The sequence below is a fragment of the Gordonia sp. NPDC003585 genome, assembly GCF_040610755.1.
Classification (GTDB): domain Bacteria; phylum Actinomycetota; class Actinomycetes; order Mycobacteriales; family Mycobacteriaceae; genus Gordonia.
Window position 1 is genome coordinate 1 of the sequence record NZ_JBEXMX010000069.1, and the last position, 14,130, is coordinate 14,130.

Annotated in this window: 11 protein-coding genes; 5 read left to right on the top strand and 6 right to left on the bottom strand. The window is 64.3% G+C overall.

The window, feature by feature from the left end:
• Positions 1-212: 212 nt before the first annotated feature.
• From glgX to ABZW74_RS17820, 6 genes are all read right to left on the bottom strand, one after another.
• Positions 213-1,757 carry a glycogen debranching protein GlgX gene (gene glgX, locus ABZW74_RS17795; RefSeq protein WP_355278103.1) on the bottom strand — a complete coding sequence of 515 codons (1,545 nt, stop codon included), beginning with the start codon at positions 1,755-1,757 and terminating at the stop codon, positions 213-215.
• Positions 1,664-2,380: a hypothetical protein gene (locus ABZW74_RS17800; RefSeq protein WP_355278031.1), complete on the bottom strand. Its 717-nt coding sequence runs from the start codon at positions 2,378-2,380 to the stop codon at positions 1,664-1,666. Before ABZW74_RS17800 ends, glgX begins: the two co-directional genes overlap by 94 nt.
• Before the next feature lie 13 nt (positions 2,381-2,393).
• Positions 2,394-3,524 (bottom strand): lipase family protein, encoded by a 1,131-nt coding sequence (locus ABZW74_RS17805; protein WP_240857228.1) that lies wholly within the window; start codon positions 3,522-3,524, stop codon positions 2,394-2,396.
• An 89-nt stretch (positions 3,525-3,613) separates the two neighbouring features.
• On the bottom strand, positions 3,614-4,207 hold the full coding sequence (locus tag ABZW74_RS17810; RefSeq protein WP_240857227.1) for a dihydrofolate reductase family protein: 594 nt from the start codon (positions 4,205-4,207) through the stop codon (positions 3,614-3,616).
• Positions 4,208-4,385: 178 nt separating this feature from the next.
• The gene (locus ABZW74_RS17815; RefSeq protein WP_355278034.1) at positions 4,386-5,186 is read right to left on the bottom strand and encodes a crotonase/enoyl-CoA hydratase family protein; all 801 of its coding nucleotides are present in this window, start codon (positions 5,184-5,186) and stop codon (positions 4,386-4,388) included.
• A gap of 131 nt (positions 5,187-5,317) precedes the next feature.
• Entirely contained in the window at positions 5,318-6,616 is a 1,299-nt protein-coding gene (locus ABZW74_RS17820; protein ID WP_355278037.1) for an ammonium transporter, read from the bottom strand.
• A 284-nt stretch (positions 6,617-6,900) separates the two neighbouring features.
• Here ABZW74_RS17820 and ABZW74_RS17825 point away from each other — a divergent pair, with 284 nt between their 5' ends.
• The 5 genes from ABZW74_RS17825 (at position 6,901) to ABZW74_RS17845 (ending at position 14,068) form a co-directional block, all read left to right on the top strand.
• A complete protein-coding gene (locus ABZW74_RS17825) occupies positions 6,901-7,521 on the top strand; it encodes a hypothetical protein (protein ID WP_355278039.1) in 621 nt (206 codons plus the stop codon).
• Positions 7,522-7,704: 183 nt separating this feature from the next.
• Positions 7,705-9,462 carry an AMP-dependent synthetase/ligase gene (locus tag ABZW74_RS17830; RefSeq protein WP_355278042.1) on the top strand — a complete coding sequence of 586 codons (1,758 nt, stop codon included), beginning with the start codon at positions 7,705-7,707 and terminating at the stop codon, positions 9,460-9,462.
• A 20-nt stretch (positions 9,463-9,482) separates the two neighbouring features.
• Positions 9,483-10,625 (top strand): acyl-CoA dehydrogenase family protein, encoded by a 1,143-nt coding sequence (locus ABZW74_RS17835; RefSeq protein WP_355278045.1) that lies wholly within the window; start codon positions 9,483-9,485, stop codon positions 10,623-10,625.
• Positions 10,626-10,654: 29 nt separating this feature from the next.
• The gene (locus tag ABZW74_RS17840) at positions 10,655-11,866 is read left to right on the top strand and encodes an acetyl-CoA C-acetyltransferase (RefSeq protein WP_355278048.1); all 1,212 of its coding nucleotides are present in this window, start codon (positions 10,655-10,657) and stop codon (positions 11,864-11,866) included.
• Positions 11,867-11,875: 9 nt separating this feature from the next.
• Positions 11,876-14,068, top strand: a complete 2,193-nt coding sequence (locus ABZW74_RS17845) for a 3-hydroxyacyl-CoA dehydrogenase NAD-binding domain-containing protein (RefSeq protein WP_355278051.1) — start codon at positions 11,876-11,878, stop codon at positions 14,066-14,068.
• The last annotated feature ends 62 nt before the right edge of the window (positions 14,069-14,130 follow it).

The window sequence follows — 14,130 nt, forward strand, 5'->3', positions numbered from 1 at the left end:
CGTGGTTTCAGCCCTAGTCATAGTGGTCACCGGCGGGGCAGGCTCACAGTGGACCAGCATCCCATCGGGAACCGATCCACCCCCATTAGCCCTGGCGAGATGACGTTGTCGTCGCACCTGCGCCCTTCGAGGCTCGCTCCGCTCGCACCTCAGGGACCGGAAGGGGCCCCTCACGGATCCAGGCTCAGGGAACGGATGGGGCTGCTGTCGACTCACGCTCGCGCGGCCAGAATCACCGCCGCGCGGGCGCTGGCCAGATAGTGGTCGTCCGGATCCACCAGCACTTCGCTACCAGGATCGGCAAAGTCCTCGCCGGCGGGCAGGCTGGTGTCGACCACGCGATACCAGCTCTGTCCGTCGGTCAACTGCGGCAACACAATCCAGGCGTTCTGGTGATCGGCGTTGAGGATCAGGTACAGCGACGAGATGCCGGCGTGTGGCACCGCGTCGGCGGTGTCGAGTTGGAAACACAGTGTGTGTGCGTGCGGGTTCGACCAGTCGGGCAGGTTACCGTCCGGTCCGAACCACGTCAGCTCATCCACGAGCCCCGCGTCATTGTTCGCTCCGAGAACGTATTTGGCATGTTGGAGCGTCTTGAATCGTCGGGTCAGTGAGATCGCGCGTTTGGCGAATTCGAGGATGTCGCGGTTGCGTTCCACCAGATCCCAATCGAACCAAGAGATCTCGTTGTCCTGGCAGTAGGCGTTGTTGTTGCCGTGTTGCGTGCGTAGAAATTCGTCGCCGCCGAGCAGCATGGGTGTCCCGGCGGAGAACAGCAGGCGACACAGGTGGTTCTTCACGAGTTGGCGGCGCAGGAAGGTGATCTCGTGGTCGTCGGTGTCGCCCTCGACTCCGCAGTTCCACGAGTTGTTGTCGTCAGAGCCGTCCCGGTTCTGCTCACCGTTCGCCTCGTTGTGTTTGGTGTCAAAGGAGACCAGATCGTTCAGTGTGAAGCCGTCGTGGCAGGTGATGAAGTTGATGCTGTTGTAGGCAGTGCGACCGTCGTCGGCGTACAGATCGGCAGAACCCGTGAGGCGTCGTCCCAGATCGGGCAATTGTCCGTCGTCGCCTTTGACGAAGCGCCGCATGGTATCTCGGAACCGGCCGTTCCACTCCGACCAACCGAGTGGAAAGTTCCCCACCTGATATGTCCCGGTGTCCCACGGTTCGGCGATCAGAACCGACTGGGCGAGCACAGGATCGCTCCGCACGGCCTCGAAAAGCGGGGCGTGGGCCTCGAAACCGTCATTGTCGCCGGCCCGCCCCAGTACGGCGGCCAGATCGAACCGGAAGCCGTCGACGTGCATCTGCTGCACCCAATAGCGCAACGAGTCCAACACCAGGGAGATGACGGCCGGACTGCTGAAGTCGAGGGTGTTGCCGCAGCCACTGAAATTCATGTAATAGCGACCGGGCTCATCGTCAGAACCGGTGAGGAGGTAGTAACTCGGATTGTCGATGCCGCGCAACGACATCGTCGGCCCCATCTCGTTACCTTCGCCGGAGTGATTGAACACCACATCCAGAATCACCTTGATGCCGGCCGCATGCAGTCCGCGCACCAGCGTCTTGAACTCGTCGACCTGACATCCCGGACTCGTTCCGGTGGCGTACGAGGACTCGGGCGCGAAGAACCCGATGCTGTTGTAACCCCAGTAGTTCGTCAACCCTCGGTCGACGAGGAAGTCGTCGACGTAGTACTCGTGTACCGGCAGCAACTCGACCGCGTTGATGCCCAGCTCGACGAGGTAGGGGATCTTCTCGACGAATCCGAGATAGGTTCCGGGCGCGCCGACCCCCGACGATGGGTGGCGGTGAATCCTTTCGCGTGCACTTCGTAGATGATCAGTTCTTCCAGCACAATGTCCGGTGCGGTGTCGTCGCGCCAGTCGAAGGCGTCGTCGTCGACGACCACGGCCTTCGGTACCACCGAATTCGAATCCCGTTGATCGAGAGTGAGTTCCGCGGGACCCACCGCCGGGTCGTAGGCGAGCAGGAGATTGTCGATATTGCGGAACTTTCCGGTGACCGCCTTGGCGTATGGATCGAGCACCACTTTGGCCGGATTGAAACGCAGTCCCGCAGCGGGTTCGTAGGGCCCGTCGACGCGGTATGCGTAGAGCTGCCCAGGTCGCACGCCGTCAACATGCACGTGCCAGGTGCCCTCGGCCGGACCGTCCAGTGCAATGACATCGGTGGGGTTCTCGTCGGCCGCGTCGTACAGCAGCAGGAACACGGCGGTGGCGTGTGCCGAGTACAGCGCGAAGTTCACCCCGCCGAAAGCGGGCGTCGCTCCCAGTGGCGATGGATGCCCCGCCGCCGTCGTGCGCGAAGTGTGTGGCTTCAGTAGTTCATCGCCGTGCGGATGCGCTTGGGTCACGACGTCAATTCGATCACGGCGCGGCGAAGTACCTGCTGATTGCGCTGAAGGCATCCATCATTCCGGCGCGGGTGACGCCGGGATGGCCCTGCCCCGGGTAGGTGATGAGTCGGACGTCGGTGCCTGCGGCGCGCATCTGCGCGGTGAGTGCCACACTGAACGGCATCGGAATGGTCAGGTCGGAGTCGCCGTGCTCGATCAGCACCGGTGTGCCGTAGCCACCCGCGGGCACAGTGGTGTAGTCGCGCAGTGCTGCGACGAAGGCCGGGTCGGTCAACGGCTTCGCGACGAGCGTTCCCGGGGTGACCTCACGCAGGGCCGAAGCGAGTTGCCCCACACAGAGATTGCGGACTCGCGCCACCCACGAGCGGCCGGCCGGAGTAAGCCGGTCATCGACGTTCAGGTCTGCTCGTGCGTGCTCGAGCCCGGAGAGCACGTAGAGGGCCAGACCGGCGAATCCGTTGTACCGACCGAGATCTGGCGTTCCCGGCAGCAACAGGGGAATGACGTTTTCGATCTGCGACGCGGGTGCGATCGCCACGGTGCCTTTCAATGCCAGTTCGGGCGCGTACCGCGGCGCCAGGTAGGCAGCCCACAGCGCAGCGTGCCCACCCTGTGAGTGGCCACTGGACACCCATCGCCGTGACAGCGCAGGGACTGTCGCGCGAGACGCCCGGATCATGTCGATGACCGCCGAACCCTCTGCCCGGCCGCCCAGATACTCCGCCACGCCTCCGCTACCCAATCCCGGATAGTCCGACGCGGTCACCGCATAGCCGACCTTCAACGCATGCGCGATCCCCGGCTCCAGCCGGTCCCGGACGCTGCCCCTGACGATGCTGGGCGAGCACCGGTCACCGATGCCACTCGTCCCATGCGCCCACGAGTAGACCGGCCAGCCGCCCGACGGGGGAGCGCCCGCCGGCAGATACAGAGCGCCTGTACTGGTGACCCGTCGACCGTTCTGATCCTGTGTCACATACAGCAACCGATACCCACGAGCGGCACCGCTCGGCAGATGGTCTGGCGCAATTGCGGACGTGCGCAGCACTGTTCCGACACGCAGGGCGGATGCGGCGGGCGCGGCGAACACGAGAGTCGACGAAGCGACCATTGCCGCGACGACTGCCACCACTACAGCCATCGCCGCGACAAGACCTCGAGAACCGGACTGTGCTCTCATACGGTCGAACGCTACGCTGCCCGGCGACCGTGCGGCCCGGTTTCAGCTGGTTATGCCCGGGCGTAGGTCATCAGGGCGACGCCACTGTCGAAGACTCGCGCACCGTTCAACGTGAATCGATCAATCTCCGATTCACCCCCGGGTACGCGTCCGAACAAGGGGATACCGTCACCAAGTACCACAGGGTAGAGCTTCAGGTGGATCTCGTCGATCTCGTCGCGCAACGACGCCGCCATGCAGCCACCTCCACAGAGCCAAATATCCAGGCCCTGCTCGTCTTTCAGCGCTCGGACCCGGTCGACGGCGGCGGAACCGACCAACTCGACCGCCGGGTCCGACGTCGAGTCCAGAGTTGTCGAGAACACCAGGTGGCGTAGATGCGGATACGCGTCGCCGATACCGGCGGCCGTCCCGATCTCGTATGATCCACGGCCTTCCAGAATGGTGTCGAAGTGCTTGTTCGGTACGCCCTCGACGCCCAAGACGGACCGTACATGTCCCGGAATCATCTCCGGATATTCGGCCATCAGTGGGCCGGCGTGGGCGCCCGAAGGATCGAAGATGGACGTGGATGGGTCGGCGCCATCGGTTCCGGCAATGAAGCCGTCAAGGGTCGACGCCACGAAATAGATCAACTTGCGCAATGGGATACAGCTCTCTCACGTCGGAGGTGATGTCGGAGGGATGCGGACCGTGTTGACGTGAGATCAAACCATGCAGACACGCTAGCGCGGCCTGCACACAACCCACAACCCCATTTTCGCCACAACCCCATTATCGGCAGACAGTGGAGGTCCGCCCCGAAAGCGTTGTTGCCTCTGCTCAGTCGGGATCGGCGAAGTTCGGTGTGCGACTATCGAATCCGGCTCGGACCGCTTCGAGTTGATTGGGCGAACCCATCAGGCCGACCTGGAGCTCACTCTCCAACAGAAGGGCCCTGGCGGGATCCGTGCCATTCCAGGTCTCGTCGTACAGTCGTTTCGCCGCGCGTACGGCGTCCGGAGACTTGCTCGCGATCTCGCGGGCCAGTTCGAGTGCCGCTCCGAGCGGATCCTCCACCACACGTGTGACCAGTCCGAGCTCGTGGGCCTCGGTGCCGCTGAGAATGCGGCCGGTGAAGGTCAACTCCTTGGCGACGTCGGCGGACACGAGCCGCGGCAGCGTTTGGGTGATGCCCATGTCCGGTACCAGCCCCCACTTCACCTCCATGATCGACAGTCGCGCGTCCGGGGTGGCGTACCGGATGTCGGCGCCAAGAGCCATCTGCAGGCCGCCGCCGAAGCAGTTGCCGGTGATCGCGGCGATCACCGGCGCCGGGATACGGCCCCAATCGACCGACACCCGCTGGGCATCGTTGGCCGCGTGACCGTCTTCTCGGGTCAGCAACGACGACGCGCCACCGCCCTCTCCGAGACTCGAAACATCCAGTCCCGAGCAGAAGCTCTTGCCCGCGCCGTGCAGGACGACCGCGCGAACCCGGGGCTGCGTCGCGAGACGGGCCGTGACGTCGAGGAGTGCATCGAACATCGCGCGGTCGAGCGCGTTGTGCTTCTCGGCGCGGTTCAACGTCACGGTTGCGACGCCGTTGTCGTCGATCTCCAGGACGATTCGCTTGTCGGTCATCTCGGTCAGTCTCCCGTCGACGTGGTCGACGCAATCCTACGAACCCGGCGCGGGAGCCGAGGCAAATCCGCCTACGCGCAGACGCCAGCGGTGTTGCTGACATCTGCTCAGGTCAGCGAGACCTCGTCGGATCAGCGTCCCGCGCTATAGAAGTCGTACGCGGACTCGGCGTGCTGGGCGTCGTCGATTCCGTCGACCTCGTGTTGGCGATCGGCACGCAGACCGATCGTGTACTTCAGCGCGAGCCCGATGATCCCGGTGACGATCGCCGCATAGGAGAGTACGGCGATCACCGCGACCGCCTGGCGCCACAACTGGTCCAGACCGCCGCCATAGAACAGCCCGTCGACGCCGGCCGGTGTGTTCTTCGATGCCACCAAACCGATCATCAGTGTGCCGACCACACCACCGACGAAGTGGACGCCCACGACGTCGAGCGAATCGTCGTAGCGCCAGCGGAACTTCAGTTCGATGGCGTACGAGCTCACCGCGCCCGCCACCGCGCCCACTGCCAGCGCCCCGATCGGTGTCACCGACGAGCAGGCCGGGGTGATTGCGACAAGACCGGCGACCACACCCGATGCGGCACCGAATGAGGTCGGGCGGCCATGACGTACTTGTTCGACGATCAGCCAGGCGACCATCGACGCAGCACCGGCTCCGAGGGTGTTGGCCGCGACGAGCGCGGCCGATCCGTCGGCGGCGAGGGCCGAACCCGCGTTGAACCCGAACCATCCGAACCACAGCAGGCCTGCGCCGAGCATCACGAAGGGCAGGTTGTGCGGCCGCATCGGATCCTTGGGCCATCCATTTCGACGACCGAGGAGGAGTGCAAGAATCAATGCCGAAGCACCGGAGTTGATCTCGACTGCCGTGCCGCCCGCGAAGTCGATCGCCTTGAGGTCGGAGACGATCCAGCCGCCGTCGGCCTCGGTCAGGCCCGGCGCGCTGAAGACCCAGTGCGCGATGGGTATGTAGACCAGGACCGACCACACCGCGGCGAAGATCACCCACGCCACAAATCGCATACGGTCGGCGACCGCGCCCGCGATGAGGGCGACGGTCACCATGGCGAATCCGGCCTGGAACGCGACGAAAAGGATGGCCGGGATGGTTCCGACAAGCGGTATTCCGTCGGGATGTGCGTCGTCGTGTCCGTAGGTGTGTTCGAGGCCGGGGAAGGAGCTGAGGCTCCCGATCAACCCACCGTGGTCGGTTCCGAACGCCAGCGAGTAACCGAAGATCACCCAGATGATCCACACGATGGGGATGGCCGACAGGCACATCATCATCATGTTGAGCACACTCTTGGAGCGCACCATCCCGCCGTAGAAGAGCGCCAAAGCCGGCGTCATCAGCAGAACCAGGGCGAACGCTGCCAACAGCCATGCAGTGTTCGCGCCGTCGGGGATTCCGTACTTCGGGAACATGGCCACCTTCCGTCGCGTCTGAGAATCGAAAGTGTAGCGGTCGATTTTGGTGTGCTGCAGTGCATCTACCTGCGAATAGGACATTTCGGACTATCGCCGCAGACGCCGGCTCGGAGCCGCCGCACGACCGCAAGCCAACAATTCGGTAAACATCGAATACTCGTCCACAAACTTCGCTTAGGGTGGCTAAGGGTCTCGTGCGACGGGGGGCGCGCATGCCCGTGGCAAGTGCTCAGAGAAACCGAAAGGGAATCATGCAGCAGACCATTCAAGAAGCCAGGCCAATGCGGAGGCGGGGGACGAGGATCGTCGGTGCAGCGGCCGCGGCCGCCATTGCCGTTATCGTCGTCGCGGGATGTAGCGACGACGACAGCAGTGATGCGTCGGCGTCATCGTCGGCGATGATGACCACCCAGAGTGGGGCGCCATCGTCCGGCGACATGTCCGGACAGGGACAGACGGTTGCGCTCACCGCAGCCGACGGCAGCAGCGTGACACTCACCGGCCCCATCGCGGTGAAGTACCAGGCCGCCACCGAGAAGCAGAAGACCGACCTCGGTGCGCCCCTGACCGGGCCCAACGCGTCCGGCACCGGCTCCAACGGCGTGGTGTTCCAACAGTTCACCGGCGGCGTGATCACCGCCAAGAATGGTGACGCGGGAACGCCGGCGTACGTCACGTGGGGCAAGATCCGCGACGCATGGAATGTGCCGCGTGACGAATCCGGCAATCCCGCAGCCGACGGCAAAGGTGGTTCACAAGGACCGCTCGGCGTCGCCACCAGTGACGAGACCGAGGAGAACGGCGTGAAGACGTCGACCTTCGAGAACGGCAAGATCACCTGGACCTCCGCAACCGACACTGTCGAGGTCACCGTGAACGGGAAGGTCGTGCCCGCGAAGTAGCGATACCGATCAACCGACTGCGCCCATCCGCGTAACCGCGGGTGGGCGCAGTCGTGTCTACCTCGGACAATTGTTGACACCGTGCCAAATGATGCTAGCTTTGTTGGCGTTGCGTCAACAGAAACCCCGCAAACAGTGCATCCCGGGCCATACCCGGGTGTTCGGCGAGAAACCAGGGAGACCATGTCCGAGACCCTCTGTACTCATTTCCAGCGGCAGGTCGATGAACTCGGCGCCGAGGTTGCGATCCGCACTGCGGACGGCACCACAGCGCTCACGTGGCGCGAGTACGGACTCCGCGTCCGCACGGTTGCGGCAGGGCTGGCCGCGCTCGGAGTAGGCCGCGGCGACACGGTGGGCATCATGCTCACCAACCGGCCCGAGTTCCATGTGATCGACGCGGCCGCGATGCATCTTGGGGCGATCGGATTCTCGATCTACAACACCAATGCCACGCCGCAGATCCAGTACCTGTTCACCAATGCCGAGCCCAAGGTCGTCGTCACCGAATCGCAGTTCCTGCAACGCGTGCGCGATGCGGCACCCGAAGACGCTGTCATCGTCAGCGTGGACGGCGCGTCGATGGACGACGTGCAAACCCTTGGCGACATCGAACAGCTCAGCGCGCCAGCCGATTTCGACTTCGACGCCTCGTGGCGAGCTGTCCAGGCCGACGACGTGCTGACCCTCATCTACACCAGCGGGACCACGGGTAACCCCAAGGGCGTCGAACTCACGCACGCCAACCTCCTGTATCAGCTCGGGGTTGTCGTCGACGTGATCGGCGACCTCGCCCGCGGCCGGGTGGTGTCCTACCTGCCCGACGCGCACCTGATCAATCGCTGGATCTGTCAGTACGCGCCGATGTACTTCGGCAGCGAGGTCGTCGACGTCGCCGACCCCAAGACGCTGGTCGCCACGTTGGCGCAGGTGCGCCCCACCTTCTTCGTCGCGGTGCCGATGCTCTGGTACAAGATCAAGGGCAGCATCGAGATGACTCTGGCCGCCGAGGAAGGCCCCAAGGGAGCGCTCGCGCGCTGGGCGGTCGGCGCCGGCCGCCAACGCGCCCAGGCGATCATCGACGGCCGGCCCCTGTCGCCGGTAGATCGGATCGCCGCGACCGTCGCCGATCGTCTCGTGCTCGGCAAGCTGCGGGCCAAACTCGGCCTCGATTCGCTCACCGCCGCGGTGTCGGGTGCCGCGCCCATTGACACCGAAGCGCTGACTTTCATGCTGGCACTGGGTATTCCGGTGATGGAAGCGTGGGGTATGTCGGAGACGTCTGCGGTCACCACGGTGAATCCAATCCACGCGCCTCGGTACGGATCGGTCGGTAAGCCCATCCCTGGCACCGAACTCCGCTTGGCCGACGATGGTGAGATCTTGGTACGCGGTGCCGGTGTCATGCGCGGATATCGCAACGATCCGCAGCGGACGACACAGACTCTGGATGCCGACGGGTGGATTCACACGGGCGACATCGGCACGCTCGAGAACGGCTACCTGACGATCATTGATCGCAAGAAGGAATTGATCATCAATTCCGGCGGAAAGAACATGTCGCCCAGCAACATCGAGGGCGCGCTGAAAGCGGCGAGCCCGCTGATCGGGACCGTGGCAGCCATCGGCGACAACCGACCGTTCGTCTCGGCGCTGATCACACTCGACCCCGATGCCGCAACGGCATTCGCTGCCTCCAACGGGCTCGACGGTGCCGACGTCGACGCATTGTCGGCACATCCGGCCGTCACCGCGGCCATCGAAAAAGCAGTAGCCCAGGCCAATTCACGCCTTTCCCGGGTGGAACACATCCGGAACTGGCAGGTCCTGCCGACCTATTGGATGCCCGGCGGCGACGAGCTGACACCGACGATGAAGCTCAAGCGCACACCGATCGCGAAGAAGTACGCCGATCAGATCGACGCGCTCTACACCAAGTGACCACAGGGGAGAACACCACCATGACGACCACTGATCTCGACGCGGAACTGGCCGATCTCACGAGCCTGGCACGTGAGTTCTTCACCAAGGAGGTCGCGCCGCGCTACGAGGAGTTCGCGGCCGCCGGCCAGCCCGATCGGGCACTGTATCGGCGGGCAGGAGAGCTGGGCCTGCTGTGTATGTCGGTGCCGGAGGAATACGGCGGTGGGGGAGCGACTTTCGCACACGAGGCAGTGCTGTTTCATGAGCAGGCCCGCGGTGGTGAGATCTCGATGCAGTTGGGTGTGCACACCGGCATCGTGCCGCACTATCTCCTCGCGTATGCCGGTGAGGCGCAGAAGCGTCGGTGGATTCCGAAGTTGGCCAGTGGTGAATGGATCGGCGCGATTGCGATGACCGAACCTGGTACCGGCTCGGATCTGCAGTCGATCAAGACCCGCGCGATCCGTGACGGCGACGAGTATGTGATCTCGGGTGCCAAGACGTTCATCTCCAACGGTGCGACGTGTGATCTGATCATCATTGCGGCCAAGACCGATCCCAGCCAGGGCGCGTCGGGGTTGTCGCTGTTGGTTGCCGAGGTCGGTGATGACACAACGGGTTTCGAGCGTGGCCGCAAGTTGAAGAAGATCGGGCAGAAGGGTCAGGACACCACCGAACTGTTCTTCGACGGTCTACGCGTGCCCGCCGAGAATCTGTTGGGCGGCACCGAAGGCACGGGCTTCATCCAGTTGATGCAGCAGTTGCCGCAGGAGCGTCTGATCGTCGGTTGCGCCGCGCTCGGTGCGGTGGAGAGCGCCTACGAGCAGACGCTTGCCTATGTTCGCGAACGCGAGGCCTTTGGGAAGCCGCTGTTCAAATTGCAGAACACGCGGTTCGAACTCGCCGAGATCGCGACCACGCTGGAGGTGATGCGAGCGTTCGTCACCGACGCCGTGGATCGTCACCTCCGAGGCGAACTCGATGTCAAGCGGGCCGCGATGATCAAGCTGTGGTGTTCCGAACAGCAGACGCAGGTCGTGGACCGTTGTCTGCAGTTGCACGGCGGGTACGGATACATGGAGGAGTACCCGATCGCGCGGCTGTTCGTCGACGGCCGCATCGCCAAGATCTACGCCGGTGCCAACGAGGTGATGAAAGACCTCATCGCCCGGCTGCTCTGATACCCACCATCATTCTCGAGGACATCGCCATGACTGACGCCTTCATCTACGAAGCAATTCGCACGCCGCGCGGCCGCGGCAAGAAGACCGGTTCCCTGCACGGCATCAAGCCGATCGATCTGATCGTCGGACTGATCGATGAGTTGCGTACGCGGCACCCGCAACTCGACCCCGCCACGATCGACGACGTCGTCCTCGGTGTGGTGTCACCGATCGGTGACCAGGGTGGTGACGTCGCGAAAACCGCCGCACTGGCGGCTGGGCTGCCCGATTCCGTCGGGGGCGTGCAGCTCAACCGCTTCTGCGGATCGGGTCTGGAAGCGGTCAACGTCGCTGCCCAGAAGGTCGCCTCCGGCTGGGACGATCTGGTGCTGGCCGGGGGCGTCGAGTCGATGTCCCGGATCCCACTGGGCTCCGACGGCGGTGCATGGCCGTTGGATCCGGCCACCAACTACGGCACCTACTTCATTCCGCAGGGTGTCGCCGCGGACCTCATCGCCACGGTCAACGGGTTCACCCGTGACGATGTCGACGCGTATGCGGTGCAGTCCCAACAGCGTGCTGCCGCCGCGATCTCGGGCGGATTCTTCGCCAAGTCGATTGTCCCGGTGCGTGATCTGAACGGATCGGTGGTGCTCGATCACGACGAGCTCGTCCGCGGTGACACCACCGCCGAGGCGCTGGCGGGTCTGCGGCCGTCATTTGCCGACATGGGCAACCTGGGCGGGTTCGACGCCGTCGCGTTGCAGAAGTACCACTGGGTTGAATCCATCGACCACGCTCATCACGCGGGCAACTCCTCGGGCATCGCCGATGGTTCGGCGCTCGTGCTCGTCGGTAGCGAAACTGCTGGTAGGGCAGCGGGTCTGACGCCACGCGCGCGCGTGGTGGCGGCGGCCACCAGCGGTGCCGATTCCACCATCATGTTGACCGGTCCGGTACCGGCAACCGAGAAGGTGCTGGCCAAGGCCGGACTCACTGTCGCCGACATCGATCTGTTCGAGTTGAACGAAGCCTTCGCGTCGGTGGTCCTCAACTACCAGAAGCACTTCGGTATCGACGACGAGACCATCAACGTGAACGGGGGTGCCATCGCGATGGGCCATCCACTCGGGGCGACCGGGGCGATGCTGACCGGAACGATGGTCGACGAACTCGAACGCCGCGGCGCGCGCCGCGCTTTGATCACCCTGTGCATCGGCGGCGGCATGGGCGTCGCCACCATCATCGAACGCGTCTGAGGAGACACCGTGCGCACCACTGCTTCTGACATCATCGGCTGGTCTGTCGACGCCGACGACATTGTCACCCTCACCATCGATGATCCGTCGCAGCCGACGAACACCATGACCGACGCCATGGCGACTGCTTTGCGTGAAACAGTCGAGCGTTTGGAAGCCGAGAAGGACTCCATCACCGGTGTCGTCGTCACCTCCGGCAAAGACACCTTCTTCGCCGGCGGCGACCTGAACAAACTGATGAACTCCGGTCCCGGCGATGTCGCCGAGATCTCGGCCGGCCTCGACCACTTCAAGGAGTCGTTCCGTCGCCTCGAGACCTTGGGACGGCCCGTCGTCTCGGCGATCAACGGCACCGCGCTGGGCGGTGGGTTCGAGGTCGCGTTGGCCACTCACCATCGGATCGCGCTGGACAAGAAGGGCAGTCTCCTCGGCCTGCCCGAGGTGACGTTGGGTGTGCTCCCGGGTGCCGGTGGGGTCACCCGGGTGGTGCGGATGCTCGGCATCGTGGGCGCCGTGCTCAACGTCGTAGGCCAGGGCCAGCGGATGACGCCGGCCAAGGCGCTGTCGGTGGGTGTCATCGACGCGGTCGCCGACTCACCGGAACAGATGATCGCCGGCGCCAAGGCGTGGATTTTGGCCAACCCGGATGCGACCCAGCCGTGGGATCGCAAGGGCTACACGATCCCCGGTGGCACTCCGGCATCCCCGGCGCTCGCGGCTCAGTTGCCCGCGTTTCCGGCGAACGTGCGCAAACAGCTCAAGGGTGCGCCGATGCCGGCCCCGATCTCGGTGCTGGCCACCGCGGTCGAGGGCGCTCAAGTCGACATCGACACCGCCTTCGCCATCGAAACCCGCTACTGCGCCCACCTGATCTGCGGCCAGATCTCCACCAACATGATCAAGGCGCTGTTCTTTGACCTGAACGCGGTCAACAAGGGCAGCGCGCGGCCGTCGGGCATCCCGACACGAACGGCCGAGAAGGTCGCCGTTCTGGGCGCGGGCATGATGGGCGCGGCCATCGCCTACGTCGCCGCTCGCGCGGGTATTGATGTCGTCTTGCGTGACATCACGATCGAAGGCGCCGAACGTGGCAAGGACTACTCACGCGGCCTTCTCGACAAGGCAGTCGCCAAGGGGCGCATGACCGCAACGGCTCGCGATGAGATTCTCGGCCGCATCCTGGCCACCGCCGACATCGCCGACGTCAAGGGCGCCGACTTCGTCGTCGAGGCCGTGTTCGAGGACGTCGAACTCAAGAAGAAGGTCCTCGCCGAGGTCGAAACCTACTCCAGCGCCGACGCGCTGCTCGCATCGAACACCTCGGCCCTGCCGATCAAGGAGATGTCGAGCGCGGTCAGCCGCCCGGAGGATGTCATCGGCCTGCACTTCTTCTTGCCGGTGGACAAGATGCCGCTGGTGGAGATCGTGGTCGGGGAGAACACTTCCGATGAATCATTGGCTCGAGCACTGGATTTCGTGCAGCAGATCCGCAAGACGCCGATCGTGGTGCGTGACGTCTACGGCTTCTACGCCAACCGGGTCATCGCCAAATTCGTCGACGAAGCCCTGTCGCTGGTCGCCGAGGGGATGCATCCGGCCAGCGCCGAACAAGCCTCGCTGCAAGCCGGATTCCCCGCCGGCGCGCTCACCCTGTTCGACGAGATCAACATGAAGACCATTGCCAAGATCCGAGCCGGCTTCATCGCCGACGCACAGCAACGTGGTATTCCGTTCATCACGAGTGCGTCCTATCCGCTCGTCGACCGTATGCTCGAGGAATTCGACCGTCCCGGCCGACTCGAAGGCCGCGGCTTCTACGACTACGACGGACCAGCGGGCAAGCGACTCGGGCTGTGGCCGACACTGGCCGCCGAGTACTGGAACCCCGACGCCGACATCCCCTTCGACGACGCCAAGGATCGCATGCTGGTGGCCGCGGCACTGGAGGCCTACGCCTGCTACGACGATGGCGTCATCGGATCGGTCGCCGAGGCCAACATCGGCTCCATCATGGGCATCGGCTACCCGGCCTGGACCGGTGGCGCCCTCCAATACATCGACCAGTACAGCGATTCGCGCAACGGGGTCGGTATCGCCGGATTCGTCGCTCGCGCAGACCAATTGCAGGAAAGGTACGGCGACCGATTCCTCGTCGCCGAGTCTTTGCGACTGCGTGCAGCGGAGGGGACACCACTGGCCTGACCCGCAAGCCCACCTGAGTTACACATACGACATCAGCCACCATCCGCTCCCTGTGGTGCTCG

Bases quoted from the DNA above. Each gene is read 5' to 3' on its own strand.
- ABZW74_RS17825 (WP_355278039.1), top strand. From the start codon at position 6,901: ATGCGGAGGCGGGGGACGAGGATCGTCGGTGCAGCGGCCGCGGCCGCC.
- ABZW74_RS17805 (WP_240857228.1), bottom strand. From the start codon at position 3,524: ATGGCTGTAGTGGTGGCAGTCGTCGCGGCAATGGTCGCTTCGTCGACT.
- ABZW74_RS17840 (WP_355278048.1), top strand. From the start codon at position 10,655: ATGACTGACGCCTTCATCTACGAAGCAATTCGCACGCCGCGCGGCCGC.
- ABZW74_RS17820 (WP_355278037.1), bottom strand. From the start codon at position 6,616: ATGTTCCCGAAGTACGGAATCCCCGACGGCGCGAACACTGCATGGCTG.
- ABZW74_RS17815 (WP_355278034.1), bottom strand. From the start codon at position 5,186: ATGACCGACAAGCGAATCGTCCTGGAGATCGACGACAACGGCGTCGCA.
- ABZW74_RS17830 (WP_355278042.1), top strand. From the start codon at position 7,705: ATGTCCGAGACCCTCTGTACTCATTTCCAGCGGCAGGTCGATGAACTC.
- ABZW74_RS17835 (WP_355278045.1), top strand. From the start codon at position 9,483: ATGACGACCACTGATCTCGACGCGGAACTGGCCGATCTCACGAGCCTG.